Origin of the sequence: Vibrio sp. TMPB1044 (genome assembly GCF_030442075.1) — a bacterium.
In the GTDB taxonomy this organism is placed as follows: Bacteria; Pseudomonadota; Gammaproteobacteria; order Enterobacterales; family Vibrionaceae; genus Vibrio; species Vibrio satsumensis.
On sequence record NZ_JAUJED010000009.1, the window covers coordinates 92,418 to 108,228 of the forward strand.

The following is a 15,811-nucleotide window of genomic DNA, read 5'->3' on the forward strand; positions in this document are numbered from 1 at the left end:
TAGTACCATTAATCTCAATAATATGAACTGCTTAGTATCCTACGATAATTCCCAAGCTCAAACTATACCAAGAATTGTTAATCGATATATATTCTCATTAAGTGTAGTTAGATTAAGAACTTTTGAACGATTAATACATCCTGCATTATGATCGGTGTTACAAAAATGTAAACGGCTGTTTGAACTTTTGGTAATTGAGTTATATTGTGGTCTGACCACAAGGATATAATAATAGAAGTGATGTCTGCCATGTACCCACATTTACTTGAACCACTCGATCTTGGTTTTACTCAATTACGTAACCGTGTATTGATGGGATCAATGCACACAGGTTTAGAAGAAAATAAAGAAGGCCTGCATAAACTCGCCGCGTTTTATGAAGAGCGAGCAAAAGGAGGCGTTGGCCTTATTGTTACCGGTGGTTTTTCTCCTAATTTACGTGGCAGATTGACCCCATTTAGTGCTGAATTCAGTAAAGTGAAGCACGCAAAAGCTCACCAAGTTGTTACTGAAGCCGTGCACAAGCATGGCGGTAAAATTGCCCTTCAGTTGCTGCATGCTGGCCGCTATGCAATGCACCCATTCGCGCAAAGTGCTTCTGGTATTAAAGCGCCAATTGCTAAGTTCGCACCTAGCGAGATGAGCCCTCGTCAGATCAAAAAGACCATTGGTGCCTTTGCCAATAGTGCCGAGCTCGCTCAAGTGGCAGGTTACGACGGCATTGAGATCATGGGATCGGAAGGTTACTTGATTAACCAGTTCATCTGTAAGCGTACCAACATGCGTTACGACGAGTGGGGCGGTTCTTACGAGAAGCGTATGCGTTTCCCTTTAGAGATCGTTAAATCGATTCGCGAAGCGGTGGGTAAAGATTTCATTATTATTTTCCGTTTGTCGATGCTTGATTTGGTTGAGCAAGGCAGCACGTTTGAAGATGTTGTTCTTTTGGCTCAGAAGCTAGAAGAAGCGGGCGTGACTATCATCAATACTGGCATTGGTTGGCATGAAGCTCGTGTTCCGACTATCGCGACACAAGTACCACGAGGTGCTTTCTCTTGGGTGACGGAAAAAGTGAAACCATACGTGTCGATCCCAGTGGTGACTTGTAACCGAATCAACACACCAGAAGAGGCCGAGCGTATCCTTAGTTCAGGACAGGCCGACATGGTATCAATGGCGCGTCCATTTTTGGCTGACCCTGACTTTGTTAATAAAGCCGCTCAAGACCAAGCTCAGTTCATCAATACCTGTATCGGCTGTAACCAAGCTTGTTTAGATAACGTGTTTAAAGGTAAACGTGCGAGCTGTTTGGTTAACCCACGAGCTTGTTACGAGACTGAAATTGTTGTTCAACCTGCTCAAGCCACTAAGACCATTGCGGTTGTCGGTGCAGGCCCCGCAGGCTTGGCTTGTGCGACGACATTAGCGCAACGTGGACACAAGGTTGACTTGATAGAGAAGAATGACCGTATCGGTGGACAATTCAGACTGGCAATGCAGATTCCGGGCAAAGAAGAGTTCAGAGAAACGATTCGTTACTTTGCTAACCAAATCGATGCATCAGGTGTGAACCTGAAACTGGATACCGAAGCAACGTTTGAGATGTTGCTGAAGTACGATGAAGTGGTGATGGCGGCAGGAGTTGAACCGAGAAAGCTCGATATTGAGGGCATCGACCAAGAAAACGTAGTCGATTACCAAACCTTGATTCGCGAAAAGACACCAGTAGGCGAAAAAGTCGCGATTGTTGGTGCTGGTGGTATTGGTGTCGATGTGGCAACCATGCTAACCGAGCCTACTTCTCACAGTTTAGATGACTGGCTGCATGAGTGGGGCATCGATAAGAATATGGAACACCCAGGTGGTTTGTATCCTTACCCGGATTCATTCAGCGATAAGACAGTCTGGGTAATGCAGCGTAAAGCGGGTCGTGTTGGTAAAGGCCCGGGCAAAACCACAGGTTGGATTCATAAACGTACGCTAGAAAAGCGCGGCGTGAACCTACTGGGTGGCGTGAGCTACAACAAGATTGATGACCAAGGTCTGCATATCAGTATTGGCAAGAAAGAACAGGTCCTCGATGCCGATTCCGTTATCGTATGTGCGGGCCAGGTGTCAGTTCGACCATTCGAAGATATGTGGCAAGAGTTTGGTGGCAAACTGCACGTGATAGGCGGTGCCGATTATGCCGGTGAGCTAGATGCAGTACGTGCTATCCGTCAAGGTGTTGAGCTAGCTATTAAGTTATAGAATCATCTATCAAACTGTAATCTTATCGGTAGATATTGTTACTTAGTTTGCTGAGCTAGATTTTGAACAAGGCTCCTAAGTCATAGATTTAGGAGCCTTTATTGTTTCTAATCTAGGCCAAATGGCTAGTCGTTGAGATTTATTATCGTTTGTATTCTGTGCTAAAGTTCAAGTATACAAATAATAAAGAAATAGTAAGGACTTCAAATGGATGCTTTGGATCTATTGCTCAACAGGCGCTCAATCGCAAAACTCTCTGATCCGGCACCTGAAGGTGTAGCGTTAGAAAATATCATCAAAGCGGGCTTACGGGCTCCAGATCACGGCGCACTAACACCTTGGCGCTTTGTTATCGCGCAGGGTTCAGGTCTACAGAAGCTTTCAGACATATTGGTGCGTGCCGCTGAAGCGGATGCAAGCGAAGAAGCGGTTATCGAGAAAGTAAAAAAAGCGCCGTTCCGAGCTCCAATGGTGATTACCGTTATTGCAAAAGTTACCGAGCACGAAAAAGTGCCCGCGTTCGAACAACACCTTTCTGCGGGTTGCGCTGCACAAGCCATGCAAATGGCTGCTGTCGCGCAAGGCTTCCAAGGCTTTTGGCGCTCAGGTAAATGGATGTTCCACCCAGAAGTACACCAAGCATTTGGCCTAGAAGGCGACGACGAAATTGTTGGTTTCCTATACCTTGGCACTCCAGGCTGTACACCAATGAAAGTGCCAGAGCGCGACTTCGCTAAGTTTGTTGAGTTCTTGTAAAGAGCGTTGAAGCTTGAATAGTGGAATGCTAACTGTATAAACAACCAGTTTTTCTTGATTTCTAGGGGTCACATTAGATAATGTGGCCCTAATTGTTTGTAGCATCTGGAAAAACATGTCTCGCCTTATTATTGCTGAAAAACCAAGCCTCGGCCGCGCGATCGCTGCTGCACTGCCTAATCCACAGAAGAAAGACCAAGGGTTTATCAAATGTGGTAATGGGGATGTAGTGACTTGGTGTATTGGACACTTATTGGAACAGGTTGAGCCAGACGCTTATGACGACCGTTATAAGAAGTGGAACCTAGCCGATCTCCCTATAGTGCCAGAGCAATGGCAGTTAAGACCGCGCAAGACTTCAAGTAAACAGCTCACGGTGATCCGAAAGCTATTGAAGGACGCCACTCAAATTGTTCACGCCGGAGACCCGGATAGAGAAGGACAGTTGCTGGTTGATGAAGTGATCGATTACTGCAAGGTCTCTAAGGCCAAGAAAGAGTCGATGGACAGGCTACTGATCAGCGACTTGAACTTACCTGCTGTAAAGCGTGCACTTTCTCAAATGCGTAGCAACCGCGACTTTATCCCTCTGTCTATTTCCGCTTTAGCACGCTCTAGAGCCGATTGGCTGTATGGCATGAACATGACTCGCGCTTATACCTTGCTTGGTCAAAAGGCTGGCTACCAAGGCGTGTTGTCGGTAGGGCGAGTGCAGACTCCAGTACTTGGTTTGGTTGTAAGACGTGATGAAGAAATTGAGAATTTTATTCCTAAAGATTACTTCACTCTGCACGCTTTGATCCCTTATCAAAATAACGGGCAAAGCTTTGATATTCGCGCGGGTTGGAAACCAAGCGAAGCATGCAAACCATGGCAAGATGAAGAAGGTCGAGTGCTTAATCGCAAGTTGGTTGAGAACGTGGCTAACCGAATTGCGAATCAACCCGCGGTGGTAACGGAATCAGAGCAAAAGCAAAGTAAACAAGCTGCGCCACTGCCTTACTCGTTGTCAGCACTGCAGATTGATGCGTCTAAGCGTTTTGGCATGAGTGCTCAGCAGGTGTTGGACACGTGCCAGTCATTATATGAGAAGCACAAGCTCATCACTTACCCTCGCTCTGATAGTCGTTATTTACCTAAAGATCACTACTCACAAAGAGAGTCGGTAGTGGATGCTATCGCTAACAATGCGAAAGAGTTGCAAAGTGGTGCGCAAGGCGCAGATCTTTCACTGAAATCAAAAGCATGGAACGACAGTAAGGTCGATGCTCACCACGCAATAATCCCAACACCGAAGAAATCATCGGTGAATGGTTTGTCTGCCAATGAGATGAAAATCTATCAGCAAATCGCTCGCCAATATCTGATGCAGTTCTACCCACCGGCTGTGTTTGCGGATGCTAAGTTAGTGTTTGATATCGCTGGTGGTGTGTTCATTGCGAAAGGACGTCAGCTTATCAACCCAGGTTGGAAAGTGTTGATGGGGAAAACGGACACCGAAGAGAAAGGTGATGGCACGGATACGGTTCCTCCATTGGATAAAGGTACGGTGTTGACGTGTCGTGAAGGCGTGATTGGTGATAAGAAAACCGAGCCACCAAAACATTTTACTGAAGCGACCTTGCTACAAGCTATGACAGGTATCGCGCGTTTTGTTGCGAACAAAGACCTCAAAGCCATTTTGAAAGAGACTGATGGCCTTGGCACTGAAGCGACTCGTGCGGGCATTCTGGATACGCTATTCAAAAGGCAACTGCTAACGCGCCAAGGTAAGAGTATTCATAGTAGCCCTGCTGGTAGAGGCTTGATCCATGCCTTACCTGAGGATTCGACCTTTCCAGACATGACGGCACATTGGGAGCACCAGTTGCAAGGCATGGCAGAACGAAATCAAGCGTATCAACCTTTCATGCAAGCGTTAGAAAGCAAGATTGATGGTTTGATGGGCAAGGTAAAAACGGGCGAAGTTCCTGAATCTCTGCGCCATCTTCCTAAAGTTGAGAGACCCGCTTTTAAACGCCGTAAAGGCGGTGGTGCGAAGAAAGCTTATGCCAAGAAAGGTACCTATGCTAAAAAAGGCACTAAAAGCTAGGAACTGAGAGCAAACAGCTGTTTATTGGCGATACTGGAATTAACGACCGACTTTGCGTCCGCAGCGCTTAAACAGCTGTTGCCAATAATCAACATGGCGGCGAGTGGATGATCGAAAGGCTTGATGCGCATCTTGGATGGGAAAGTAATAACTGTGCAGGTCAGGTTGCGCGTCAAACATCCCTAGTTGCGGGGCTAACTGCTGGTAAAAGCCATCCAGCTGCGCCATGTAAGGCTGAACCTTACCTATGTATTGCTGCTCGAATACATTGTTGAGATAACGAAACTTAGTGGTGTCTCGCTGCTTCCCGCAGATGATGTTGGCATCAAAAGTAGTGAGTTGCTTGGTGATGGTATCAAGCTCAGCTGAGGCACGGGCGAGCGAGTAGTATAAATCCCCGAGCGTAGAGCTCTTCTCTAATACTTCTTGAACCTCAGTAGTCTTGCCTGAAACGAGCGGAACGTTTAACGCTTGATTGATATGTTCTAAGGCATCACCGGTTTGTCTTACCTGATCGCCGATATCAGCACGTAACCACTGACTACCACGCATTTGCGACTGCATCGCTTCACTGGCATAGATTAGATTCCATTGGTGTAGTGGAAATTGTGCGAGTTTCTGTTGCTCGATTTCTCTGAGTAATTTTATGATCTCTGGATCTAATTCATTATTAGATAAACACTTACCAACACCTTCCAGTAGAGCGACTTGATAATCGTAATTCCGGAACTCGTCGGCGACTTTTCCAAGTACGGAATTTCTTTCTGCAATCAGATTGAATAACCCACATTGTCGAAGTTGATAACTGTCGATGAGACCGATAGAAAGTGAGGGCACGTCAAGAAACAGCTCTCGCTTTCTCGGTAGGTTTTCAAACTCCCAGTCATCATTGAGTTCTTTTGCATCTTGTACTCTGGCGACCTTAGTTTGATAGTCGTCGAACAAGTCGCCGGGGCCATCACTGAAACAGCCAGCTAGCATCACTGTCAGACAAAACAGTGTTGAGTGCTTAACTAGGTTTGAGAGAGGCCCTGCATTCATCTGTGGATCACCAGTCTATTTCGCTGCCATCGAAATTGAAGAAGTGACCACTCACTTCGGTATTCGCTGACTCGATGACTTTAATAAGGCCGGATGCTGAAGTGTCGGTGTCGATCAGAGCATTCGGCCCGCCCATTTTAGTCTGTACCCAACCTGGGTGCAGTGCTAACACTGTAAAGCCATTCTCGGTTAAGTCGTTGCTTAGGCTCTTCACCACGGAGTTTAGAGCGGCTTTAGAGGAGCGATAGATATAACCGCCGCCTGAGGTGTTCTCAGTCATACTGCCGACTCTAGAGGATAAACAAGCGACCTTTTTGATATCGCTGTCTTCTAATAAAGGCAATAGCGTTTCGACAAGTTTCAGCGGAGCAATAGTGTTGACTTCAAAAACACGACGCCACTCTTCGACATCGGTATTACCCAGCCCATAACCTTTAGGACCATAGTAGCCAGCGTTGTTGAGCAAGATATCAATCGGTTCCATTTGCGAGGGGAGTTGGCCTACTGCTTGGTAATCGGTTATCTCTAATTGAATGCAGGTTAGGTTGCTGTTGTGCTTTGCGAGTGAGAGCAGTTCTTTTGCTGAATTGGCTTCACGATAAGTCGCGTATACCTTGTGGTTACCTTTCAAGTACTGCTGAGTCAGGCTTAAGCCAATGCCGCGGTTCGCTCCAGTAATAAAAATTACGCTCATGGTGATTCCTTTTCAGTTCAATTAGTTAAGTTTGATGGCTTAACACGAGAAAATCAACGCTCCACCAACTGGCCATTAACATTCCTACAAAAATCATTACTGCTGTTACTGAGCCGCAGAACACCCCAAAGATGAGTATTAGGTTTCTCATTGCTGTCTCTTTTTGAAACTTAATATAATGATAACCATTATCATTAATTAAGGTTGTCGCCTAGGCTGAGACTGTTATGATTTTGAGAAAGATACGCAATTAACCTGATTATGATTCCTTTAATTTACCACCCAATCTATTCGCAGTTACCTTTACCAGAAGGTCACCGTTACCCAATCAACAAATATCAGTTGTTATATAGTGCTGTTGAGAAACGAATGGATAGCGAACCTCGATGGAAGAGCAAGTTTGAAGTGTTTCAACCAACGCCGGTTTCGGTTGAGCAAGTAAAACAGGTACACGATAGTGACTATGTCGATTTACTTGTGTCTGGTAATTTGCCAGCGGCCAAAATGAGACGCATCGGGTTCCCGTGGAGTGAGCAACTGATCGAAAGGACACTCTACTCAAGTGGAGGAACTTGTTTAGCGGCTGAAATGGCCATAGAGAGTGGTTTAGCGATTCATTTGAGTGGTGGTTATCATCACGCACACCATGATTTTGGTAGCGGATTTTGTTTGTTGAACGATCTGGTTTTAGCGGCAAAACATGCGCTGACCTTTGAACATATCGATAAAGTGCTTATCGTCGACAGCGATGTTCATCATGGTGATGGCACTGCGACTCTTTGCCAAGAGAATGACGACATCATTACTTTGTCGTTCCACTGCGATAAAAACTTCCCTGCACGAAAACCGCTATCTGATTTAGATGTGCCGTTAAGTCGTGAAACAGAAGATAAAGAGTTTCTGCGTTGTTTTGAGCAAGTCACCAAGCTGGCGATTGCTCACCATCAACCTGATCTCATTATTTATGATGCGGGTATCGATATCCATCAAGACGATGAACTAGGCTATTTGAATGTGTCTACACAAGGGATATTTGAACGCGACTGCTTGATGATCGACTTAGCGAAATCAGAATCTATCCCGATGGCATGTGTTGTTGGTGGTGGCTATCGAACACAGCATGAAGATCTGGTTCCTATTCACATGCAATTATTGAAAGCGGCACTAGAAGTGAATGTTTGACGTGACAAACTCGGGTTTTCTCCAGATACAAAAAAGCCGCTGATTTCTCAGCGGCTTTCTTTAATGTGGTGGAGGGATAGGGATTTGAACCCTAGAACCGCTATTAACGGTTGCCGGTTTTCAAGACCGGTGCTTTCGACCACTCAGCCATCCCTCCAGTGGCGTGAATAATATAAGGGGCAGAGGACCTTGTAAACCCCTAATTTTCATAATTTTGTTCTGTTGCTTGTTTTCTAGTCATTAACGGCAATAAAAAAGGGAAGCCACTGGCTTCCCTTTTATTTTTGGTGATCATTTAATCATTTTTTGTGTAGAAACGCTGTAGCTCAGTGAGGCCTTGCATCAACACCGGTAAGCGAGGGCTTACGTTTTTCAGGCGCTTGTAATTCTGATCGTACAGTTTGTAGTTACCAAATTTATCTAACACAGTAGTTTGCTTGTCAGTAATCAGAGCAAGTTCACGAGAGTCACCCGCGAGAATCCACTTTCTCTTACGCTCATTAAACAGGCTGCGACCACTACTGAAATCAGTCGGGCTTGAAGATACACCCAATAGCTCTTGCATCAGAGTTACTGATACGTCTAGATGACTAGAACGGTGAGTGTACTCAGAAGCAGACTTACCAGGCCAGCTGATAAACAGTGGTACTTGTAACTGATAACGACTGTAGTTGGAGTTTGCACCCCAGCTATTCGTTTTGGTTTCGTTAAACTCAGTACCGTGGTTAGAGGTAATGATTACAACCGTGTTGTCGGCTAGATCTAAGCGCTCTAGCTCCGCATAGATTGTTGCTAGCTGAGCATCGGCGGCTTGAGCTGATTTTTGATAGTCTGCAGTAAACCGTTCCGCTGTGGTTAACGTTGAGTTTGATTCAGAGCTTGAATCGTAGCTGGCGAAGTTATCCAGTGTGGTCAGTTCAATAAAGTTAAACCAAGGGCGCTTCGCTTGCGGTGATTGAATCCAGTCAGACCAAGCTTGTATTGCACTCTGGTCATCATACGTTGCCTGTTCTGGCATCACATCACGGCCTCGGAAGATGATATCCGAGTAAAGAGCATCGCTAAAGTTGTCGCCACTGAACGCAGCAAACTTGTACTTGTGATTATCTAAAACATCGAGTAATACCGCGCTAGAGCCTTGGGCTTCGATGCTGCTCGCGTAGCTGCTCGGAAGACCATAGAACAAACCGAAAATACCAAACATGTCGTTACTAGAACTGTAGTGGTTGGTGAAGTTGATCGACTGTTGTGCGAATGCATAGCTGCTAGGCATTGATGTTTCGTTCAGTGCGTCAGAGCGAAGGTTGTTCACACTCACCATCAGGATGTTCAGATCATCACTACGACGGTTGTACTGAATTTCTTCTAGTGGGTAGCTAACGAGGTTTACATTGCCTTTGTTCGCTTCCAAACGTTCTAGATATTCTTCACGGTCTAATAGACCATGTTTTTCCATAAAGCTTTTCGCTGTCATTGGATAAGACAGTGGGAAGTTCGCTTTCTGGCTAGTAATTGGGTTATAGAAATACGCATCAGCCCACATGTAGGTCAGGTGGCTGCTGATGAAACACAAGAAGAATACGGCAGTAATTGGACGGCCAATGTGTTTATGAGACAGTTTACGCTGCTTACGCCAAACCCATTCAGATAAGCCAAGCTGTAGCAAGAAGATGAGCGGCATAACAATGAAGAGGTGCTGCAAATCAGACGTGAATGCAGATTCCTCTCCACTGAATAAAACCTCCCACACAACAGGCGTCAGGTGGAGGTTTATATTTTGATACGTTTGGGTATCAATCAGTAGGACAGTTAAACCTATGGTCGCAAAACAAACCGCAACCAAACGTAATAACTTCCTCGACGGAAGAATAAAAGTGAGCGGGAACAGCACTAATAGATAGAGCGCGAACACTAAAAAGCCAAAATGACCAACCCACGATGCAGCCAAATAGAATTGACCTAGCAAGGTTTCTGGCCAAGCAGATTGAGTAATATAACGAGTACCAATCAACATCGCAGCAATGATGTTGAAAAATGCAAACCAGTGACCCCAACCAACCAGTCGAGATACACGATCGCTATATGAGTTTGCGCTGTCTACCATTTATAATTCTTTTATCCGTCAATCAAATTTAGTGAGACTTTTTATCTTCAAGAGAAGAAATTAAAGCCTCGGCAAATTTTTCAGCAATTCCTTTGCGTTGTGAAGCAGCAACATTCTGATTTAAGACATTGGTTGCGATATTTCCAGCGATCATCAGTGAAAGTTCTGGTGAAGCTTTGTGCTTAGATAGTACAGCACCTACTTCAGCTAGGATTTTTTCAACTTGATCATCTGTGTATTTAGATATAATCGGCATAAGGACTCTAATAATGATAGTAAAAGCGGCTTATGATAACCTACTATGCACGACAACTGAAACCTGAACGGTAATATTTTCACTATGAGCCTTCACCTTTCCAACGTAATTTTACACCAGCTGAGCAAGAACGATCAGGATGAACTGATTGTTAACTATCGTGCTGAATCTCTAGAAAACGATGCTTCATCTGAAAGTCTGGTTGCTGAACTTCACCGTGTTTTTAACTCAAAAGCAGGCAAAGGGTTTGGTTCTTTCAAATCTGACAGCGAATTTCAGCAGTGGTTGCACCAACTTCGTGCTGGTGAGACAAATTTTTACGATTTTTCTCAAAAGAGTGCGCAACGTCTAAAAGATGAGCTTTCAAAATACCCATTTGCTGACGAAGGTATCTTGGTAATGGCTGAATATCAGTCACTTGCAACAGATTATCTATTCATTGGTTTGCTGCCTTCAAACCAAAGCCTAAAGGTAACTGAAGGGCTAGATATTAGTGCGACGGATTACCTTGATATCTCAAAAATGGATATTGCGGCTCGCCTAGACCTTTCTACTTATGAGACTGATAAAGAGTCAAACCGTTATTTAACTTACATTAAAGGACGTGTTGGCCGTAAAGTCGCCGATTTCTTCTTAGATTTCTTACAAGCTGAAGTGGGTCTGGATGCGAAACAGCAAAACCAAGTACTGATGCAAGCGGTAGAAGATTTCGTTTCTGACTCTAAATTAGAGAAAGAAGAAGCGATCAGCTACAAAAAGCAGGTTGCGGATTACTGTAACGAGCAGCTTAAAGCTGGCGATGAAGTGCAAGTTCGTGAACTTTCTGGAGAGTTACCAGCAAGCACAGATGGCACAAGTTTCTTTGACTATACTAGTGAGCAAGGTTACGAGTTAGAAGACAGCTTTCCAGCCGATCGTGCAACTATGCGTAAACTAACAAAATTTGTTGGTGCTGGTGGCGGTTTGAATGTTAGTTTTGATAGTCTGCTTCTAGGCGAACGTATCTTTTACGATCCGGAGACAGACACGCTAACGATTAAAGGCACACCACCGAACTTACGTGACCAATTGACTCGCAATAAGTCATAGTCGGAAGTTAACGGATAAAAGCGGCAGCAGGATGTTGTCGCTTATTTTGTGCTTAATCTTTTAGCTACTGTCATGGCTTCAAGTTAACATGCACAAGGAATATAGATGGAACAATCAGTAGCAAAGCCCAAACGCTTTAAAAAACCAGCCACCTTCTTGGTTGTGCTCTTGGCTCTGTGGCTACTTCCTTCATTGGCTCTTCTTAATTTAAGCCGTTCCTACACCAATTCTCTTGCTCAAATCGAAGAGCTCGGTATTCGAGTCAACGAGTTGAGGCAATCACTTTATTTCTCAGAACCGCTTCGAGTCTCTCGTATCAATGATCTAGCACTCGATGCTCAGTTGGTTTATTCAATCCGACTGCAGATTGAATCTGATTTTCAACACGCTTTGTTTCGCCCTGATGTGAACCAACTGTTGTACGTAGCCGATCAGTTCCTAGAAAAGTTCGATGAGTTCATCCCGATCGAAAGCCAAGTTCAAGACATCGTTGATAACATTAAGATGTTGCGTGCGGATAAAGAGCTTTCCCCTAAGTTAAAACCACTCCTAAACGAATTCGGCGTAGTGGTCTTTGAAGCGATGTATTCTGACAGTCAAAGTTCGTCTGCCACTTATCGTGCCTTCGATTCTATTCTAGAAAAATCTTATTCATTAAAAACCAAAGAGCAAGATGCACTTCAACAGCTATTGGCTGATGCTTCAGCATTGTTGAGTGATTACGCCCAGCTCAATTATTTGGTCGATAAGATTAAGAAAAACTCAGTGAATGAGCAGATCATTAAACTTGAAGCTGAGTTTCATGAGCGTCAGTTTAACCTTTTACTTGTGATGTTAGGCTTGAGCTTAGTGGCGATGAGCGCTTTGGTTGTGTGGAGTGTTAGTGTGAGAAAAGCGGCTCTGCAGCCCAAAGCAGAACAGGGTATAGCCCCTGAACTAAGCAAAGAAAAGGTTGTTAATCTTTCCGATAAGGAAGATGAATTGTTTTCAGAAAGTAGCGTTGATTCGACTCCCTCGGCAACTAACCAGTTTGAGAAAGAGCCTGAGGTACCTGAAACCGTATTGAATCAGCAACCAGAATATCAACCTCAACAAAATATGAGCCCTGCAAGTCAACCTGGTACGATAGGCGAGCCAATGTCGGAGAAACACATAGCCAGTGTGACGGACTCTAAGCCTGCGATTGATATTGAAGACATGTTGGAGACGCTCGATGGTGATGCTGAGTCTGTCGAATTGTTGCTTGGCGTCTTTGTACAAGATCACGCAGGTGACTATAAGAAATTTAAGTCTTTGCTGATCAAAGATGAAACCTCCGCAGCTCGCATTGTACATAGTTTAAAAGGCGTAGCTGGTAGCATTAAAGCGTCTCGATTAGCGATTATTGCCGCAAGTATTGAAATGACAATGAAGCAATCAAGAGCCATCAGTGAGCATGATTTAACAGAGCTTGAGCAGGCAATAAAAGCCTCGGTAGATTCAGCTCATGCATATTTAGATAATCAACGTTAACTTTTGTGGGAATTTTGACAATACTCTGACGAAGTGCTCATACAATCCGCGCCCTTAGTCTTTGTCAGAGGTTTATATGTTACGAGTTTCGAGTCGAAGTTGGATGGTGTTGGTGCTTAGCATTGTGCTAAGTGGTTGTTCTCTCTTAGAAGTTAAGTTAGATAGTCAGACGACGCCTCTCACTCAACAAGAGCTGAATGCTCGCCTCATGACGCGTGAATACGCCAAGATGTTTTTTACAAGAGTAGAAGACTCGGCGGACGTAATCGCGCAATCTTACCCGGCTGATGACACCTTACATCAATCTTATGTGTTGCTTTGGAAGATCCACGCAGAGCAAGGCTTACAGCAAGCGGCTTATCAAACTTCTCCTATGTCAGCTTTAATTGACTCATGGGTGTTCACTGCTCAAATGAATCAGTTTTACGCACAAGGTGACGGTGCTGATTTGTTCGTGACCGATGATGCTGTAGAAACAGCTCGTTTTCTTGACCAAGAAGCTGAAAAGCTAGCAAAGGGCGTATTGAGCTCAAGTGATTTCAAAAAGAGCAAAGCATTCGTTGCAGAGTTTGCCGCGAACAATCCTTTTAAAGATCTTACCTTCAGAAGTACGCCTGCTTATCGAGAATGGCTAGCTTACCTTGGTAAAGATGAATCACAGATCGTTCAGAGCCTAGGTACCATGCCAGAAGCCATGAGCGATGCATCAGACCGCTTAAGCCTAATGGCGGACCAAACGCCAAAACTGATGTCTTGGAAAGCCGAATTGGTGGCGATGAATAGCTCACTCACGGGTGAAGATTTGTCGATGACACTAGAAAGCCTTCGCCAAACCTCAGCTAGCATGCAGGACTTTATTGAAAATAACCCTGAATACATGCAAACACTAGCCTCTATTATGTCGGCAGAAATGCAGCCATTGCTCAACGACCTCAGCGATAAAACAGACCAAAAATTGGCGATGCTGAGCGATGAACGTGTCGCTCTGGAAAAGATGGTTACGCGTGAGAGAGAAGCGTTAGTTCAGATGATTGAGAAAGAGCGTCTCGAGATTGCAGGTATTGTGACATCAGAAAGAGAGCTGTTCACTCAAGATTTAGACCGTGTCTCTCAAGAAGTGGTTGTGCTTGCGATTGATAAGCTGATGGAGCTAATCAAGGGTGTGATTATTTACTTTATTCTGTTTATCTTGGTGGTGTTCTTCGCACCGTTAGGCATCGGTTACTGGTTGGGTAAGCGAACCGCAAACAAGTAAAAAACCGATAAAAAAGAGCGCTCTATGGCGCTCTTTTTGCATTTCTACCATTAACGTTTTGAGTTACGTTCGAAAGTGTTAGCCCATGAACTTAAGCTTGTTGCTTGCTTAGCTCTGTCGCTTCTTCAGCTTCAAACGCTGGTGCTGTTGGTTCACACTTATCAACGAACCAACCCATATAAGACGTCACGATAGTTACAATGATACAGATGAAGCTTAACCACATGAACGGCGCGTAAGATAGCGTCGCAACGCCAAGAATACTCGCCATGTAGATGCCGTTATCACTCCACGGAACCATACCCGACGTTAACGTGCCACCAAACTCAGCATTACGCGATAGGTTCTTACGTTTGTAGCCTAAACGGTCGTAGTTTTTCGCACAGATTTTTGGCGTAAGGATTAACGATACGTACATTGCAGAACCGAATACGTTACCCATGAAAGCCGTGCCAATGGTGCTAGTCGCTAGTGAGCCTGCGCTGTTTACGCGGCGCTCAAACACTTTAGCGATTGTCTCTAGTACGCCCACTTTATCCAGTAAGCCACCGAAACCTAGACCAAATACGATAACCGCAACCGAACCAAGCATGGAAGACATGCCGCCACGGTTAAGAATCGAATCAATAAACTCTACGCCAGATGAGATTGAGAACGGTGCCCAAGCAGTGTTGAATGCCGTTAGGAAGTCGATATCTTGGATCATGACTGCCCAGATAATACCCAGCAGAGAACCAAAGCTGATGACCGGGAATGAAGGCATACGGAAAGCCAACAGACCAAGCACGATAAGTACTGGAACGAATGAATAAGGGGTGATGTAGAACTGAACTTCCATCGCTTTGATTACAGAGTCTACTTGGCTCATGTCAACGTTGCCCGCGTAGTGGAAACCAAACGCAGTAAACATGATGCCTGTAATCACGTAGCTGATTAACGCAACTGGCAACATGCCCTTGATGTGTTCAACCACTTCAACACCAGACATTGAAGAAGCCAGAATCACTGAATCAGAAAGCGGAGACATCTTGTCACCGAAGTAACAGCCTGACAGCACTGCACCTGCAGTAATCGGCGCTGGAACACCGAGACCTTGGCCGATACCCATCATCGCGATACCTGCTGTACCCGCAGCGCCCCAAGAAGTACCAGTTGCCAATGCGGTTAGAGAACAGATGATCATGGTCGCTAAAAGGAAGATAGAAGGGTGGATAGCTTTCAGACCATAGTAAATGATAGTAGGTACGATCCCGCCTGAGATCCAAGTACCAACAAGAGCGCCAACGGCTAAAAGTATTAAAACCGCGCCTAAGCCATTGGATATTCCTTTGAGTGCTGCTTTTTCTAAGTCTTTGTATTGGTGTCCAAGACGAATACCAAGAACCATGATAATGAACCAGCCAATATACAAGGCAAGTTGAATTGGAAGGTCAAGCTTTGCTGTAAAGGAAAAAGCAAGGGATAGAAATAGTCCTAACGCGATGAATACCTGCAATAGGTTCGGTAGGCGAGTTTTACTCTGCTTCATAAAAGCCTCTTGTGATTTCGAGCATTTATAGTGCTTCGTTATAGTGTGTGGT

Annotated in this window: 12 protein-coding genes and 1 tRNA gene; 7 read left to right on the forward strand and 6 right to left on the reverse strand. The window is 44.8% G+C overall.

Going from position 1 to position 15,811, the window contains the following annotated elements:
- The first annotated feature begins 240 nt into the window (after positions 1-240).
- The 3 genes from QQ041_RS04230 (at position 241) to QQ041_RS04240 (ending at position 5,098) form a co-directional block, all read left to right on the forward strand.
- Positions 241-2,250: an NADPH-dependent 2,4-dienoyl-CoA reductase gene (locus tag QQ041_RS04230; RefSeq protein WP_048660802.1), complete on the forward strand. Its 2,010-nt coding sequence runs from the start codon at positions 241-243 to the stop codon at positions 2,248-2,250.
- 207 nt (positions 2,251-2,457) lie between these two features.
- Positions 2,458-3,006, forward strand: coding sequence for an NAD(P)H nitroreductase (locus QQ041_RS04235; RefSeq protein WP_146492270.1), 549 nt, complete (start codon positions 2,458-2,460; stop codon positions 3,004-3,006).
- Positions 3,007-3,121: 115 nt separating this feature from the next.
- On the forward strand, positions 3,122-5,098 hold the full coding sequence (locus QQ041_RS04240) for a DNA topoisomerase III (protein ID WP_285953187.1): 1,977 nt from the start codon (positions 3,122-3,124) through the stop codon (positions 5,096-5,098).
- A gap of 39 nt (positions 5,099-5,137) precedes the next feature.
- Here QQ041_RS04240 and QQ041_RS04245 read toward each other — a convergent pair whose 3' ends face one another.
- Both QQ041_RS04245 and QQ041_RS04250 read right to left on the reverse strand, forming a co-directional pair.
- Positions 5,138-6,139, reverse strand: coding sequence for a DUF3080 domain-containing protein (locus tag QQ041_RS04245; protein WP_285953188.1), 1,002 nt, complete (start codon positions 6,137-6,139; stop codon positions 5,138-5,140).
- A 7-nt stretch (positions 6,140-6,146) separates the two neighbouring features.
- The gene (locus tag QQ041_RS04250; RefSeq protein WP_285953189.1) at positions 6,147-6,833 is read right to left on the reverse strand and encodes an SDR family oxidoreductase; all 687 of its coding nucleotides are present in this window, start codon (positions 6,831-6,833) and stop codon (positions 6,147-6,149) included.
- A gap of 261 nt (positions 6,834-7,094) precedes the next feature.
- Here QQ041_RS04250 and QQ041_RS04255 point away from each other — a divergent pair, with 261 nt between their 5' ends.
- Positions 7,095-8,015, forward strand: a complete 921-nt coding sequence (locus tag QQ041_RS04255; protein WP_146492265.1) for a histone deacetylase — start codon at positions 7,095-7,097, stop codon at positions 8,013-8,015.
- A gap of 66 nt (positions 8,016-8,081) precedes the next feature.
- On the opposite strand, the gene QQ041_RS04260 is transcribed toward QQ041_RS04255, so the two are convergent.
- The 3 genes from QQ041_RS04260 to QQ041_RS04270 all read right to left on the reverse strand — a co-directional run bounded on the left by QQ041_RS04260 (position 8,082) and on the right by QQ041_RS04270 (position 10,375).
- Positions 8,082-8,172, reverse strand: a tRNA-Ser gene (locus tag QQ041_RS04260).
- Between the two features lie 138 nt (positions 8,173-8,310).
- A complete protein-coding gene (locus QQ041_RS04265) occupies positions 8,311-10,119 on the reverse strand; it encodes a DUF3413 domain-containing protein (RefSeq protein WP_285953190.1) in 1,809 nt (602 codons plus the stop codon).
- A 28-nt stretch (positions 10,120-10,147) separates the two neighbouring features.
- A complete protein-coding gene (locus QQ041_RS04270) occupies positions 10,148-10,375 on the reverse strand; it encodes a YejL family protein (protein ID WP_017068253.1) in 228 nt (75 codons plus the stop codon).
- 84 nt (positions 10,376-10,459) lie between these two features.
- Here QQ041_RS04270 and yejK point away from each other — a divergent pair, with 84 nt between their 5' ends.
- The 3 genes from yejK (at position 10,460) to QQ041_RS04285 (ending at position 14,231) form a co-directional block, all read left to right on the forward strand.
- Positions 10,460-11,464: a nucleoid-associated protein YejK gene (gene yejK, locus QQ041_RS04275; protein ID WP_017061190.1), complete on the forward strand. Its 1,005-nt coding sequence runs from the start codon at positions 10,460-10,462 to the stop codon at positions 11,462-11,464.
- Positions 11,465-11,569: 105 nt separating this feature from the next.
- Positions 11,570-12,976 (forward strand): Hpt domain-containing protein, encoded by a 1,407-nt coding sequence (locus QQ041_RS04280; protein WP_285953191.1) that lies wholly within the window; start codon positions 11,570-11,572, stop codon positions 12,974-12,976.
- A gap of 76 nt (positions 12,977-13,052) precedes the next feature.
- A complete protein-coding gene (locus QQ041_RS04285; protein ID WP_146492458.1) occupies positions 13,053-14,231 on the forward strand; it encodes a chemotaxis protein in 1,179 nt (392 codons plus the stop codon).
- A 91-nt stretch (positions 14,232-14,322) separates the two neighbouring features.
- Here QQ041_RS04285 and nhaC read toward each other — a convergent pair whose 3' ends face one another.
- Complete coding sequence (gene nhaC, locus QQ041_RS04290) at positions 14,323-15,759, reverse strand: Na+/H+ antiporter NhaC (RefSeq protein WP_017063453.1); 1,437 nt, start codon at positions 15,757-15,759, stop codon at positions 14,323-14,325.
- Between the last annotated feature and the right edge of the window lie 52 nt (positions 15,760-15,811).

Coding starts and splice junctions, on each gene's coding strand:
- QQ041_RS04230 (WP_048660802.1), top strand. CDS start 241: ATGTCTGCCATGTACCCACATTTACTTGAACCACTCGATCTTGGTTTT.
- QQ041_RS04235 (WP_146492270.1), top strand. CDS start 2,458: ATGGATGCTTTGGATCTATTGCTCAACAGGCGCTCAATCGCAAAACTC.
- QQ041_RS04240 (WP_285953187.1), top strand. CDS start 3,122: ATGTCTCGCCTTATTATTGCTGAAAAACCAAGCCTCGGCCGCGCGATC.
- QQ041_RS04245 (WP_285953188.1), bottom strand. CDS start 6,139: ATGAATGCAGGGCCTCTCTCAAACCTAGTTAAGCACTCAACACTGTTT.
- QQ041_RS04250 (WP_285953189.1), bottom strand. CDS start 6,833: ATGAGCGTAATTTTTATTACTGGAGCGAACCGCGGCATTGGCTTAAGC.
- QQ041_RS04255 (WP_146492265.1), top strand. CDS start 7,095: ATGATTCCTTTAATTTACCACCCAATCTATTCGCAGTTACCTTTACCA.
- QQ041_RS04265 (WP_285953190.1), bottom strand. CDS start 10,119: ATGGTAGACAGCGCAAACTCATATAGCGATCGTGTATCTCGACTGGTT.
- QQ041_RS04270 (WP_017068253.1), bottom strand. CDS start 10,375: ATGCCGATTATATCTAAATACACAGATGATCAAGTTGAAAAAATCCTA.
- yejK (WP_017061190.1), top strand. CDS start 10,460: ATGAGCCTTCACCTTTCCAACGTAATTTTACACCAGCTGAGCAAGAAC.
- QQ041_RS04280 (WP_285953191.1), top strand. CDS start 11,570: ATGGAACAATCAGTAGCAAAGCCCAAACGCTTTAAAAAACCAGCCACC.
- QQ041_RS04285 (WP_146492458.1), top strand. CDS start 13,053: ATGTTACGAGTTTCGAGTCGAAGTTGGATGGTGTTGGTGCTTAGCATT.
- nhaC (WP_017063453.1), bottom strand. CDS start 15,759: ATGAAGCAGAGTAAAACTCGCCTACCGAACCTATTGCAGGTATTCATC.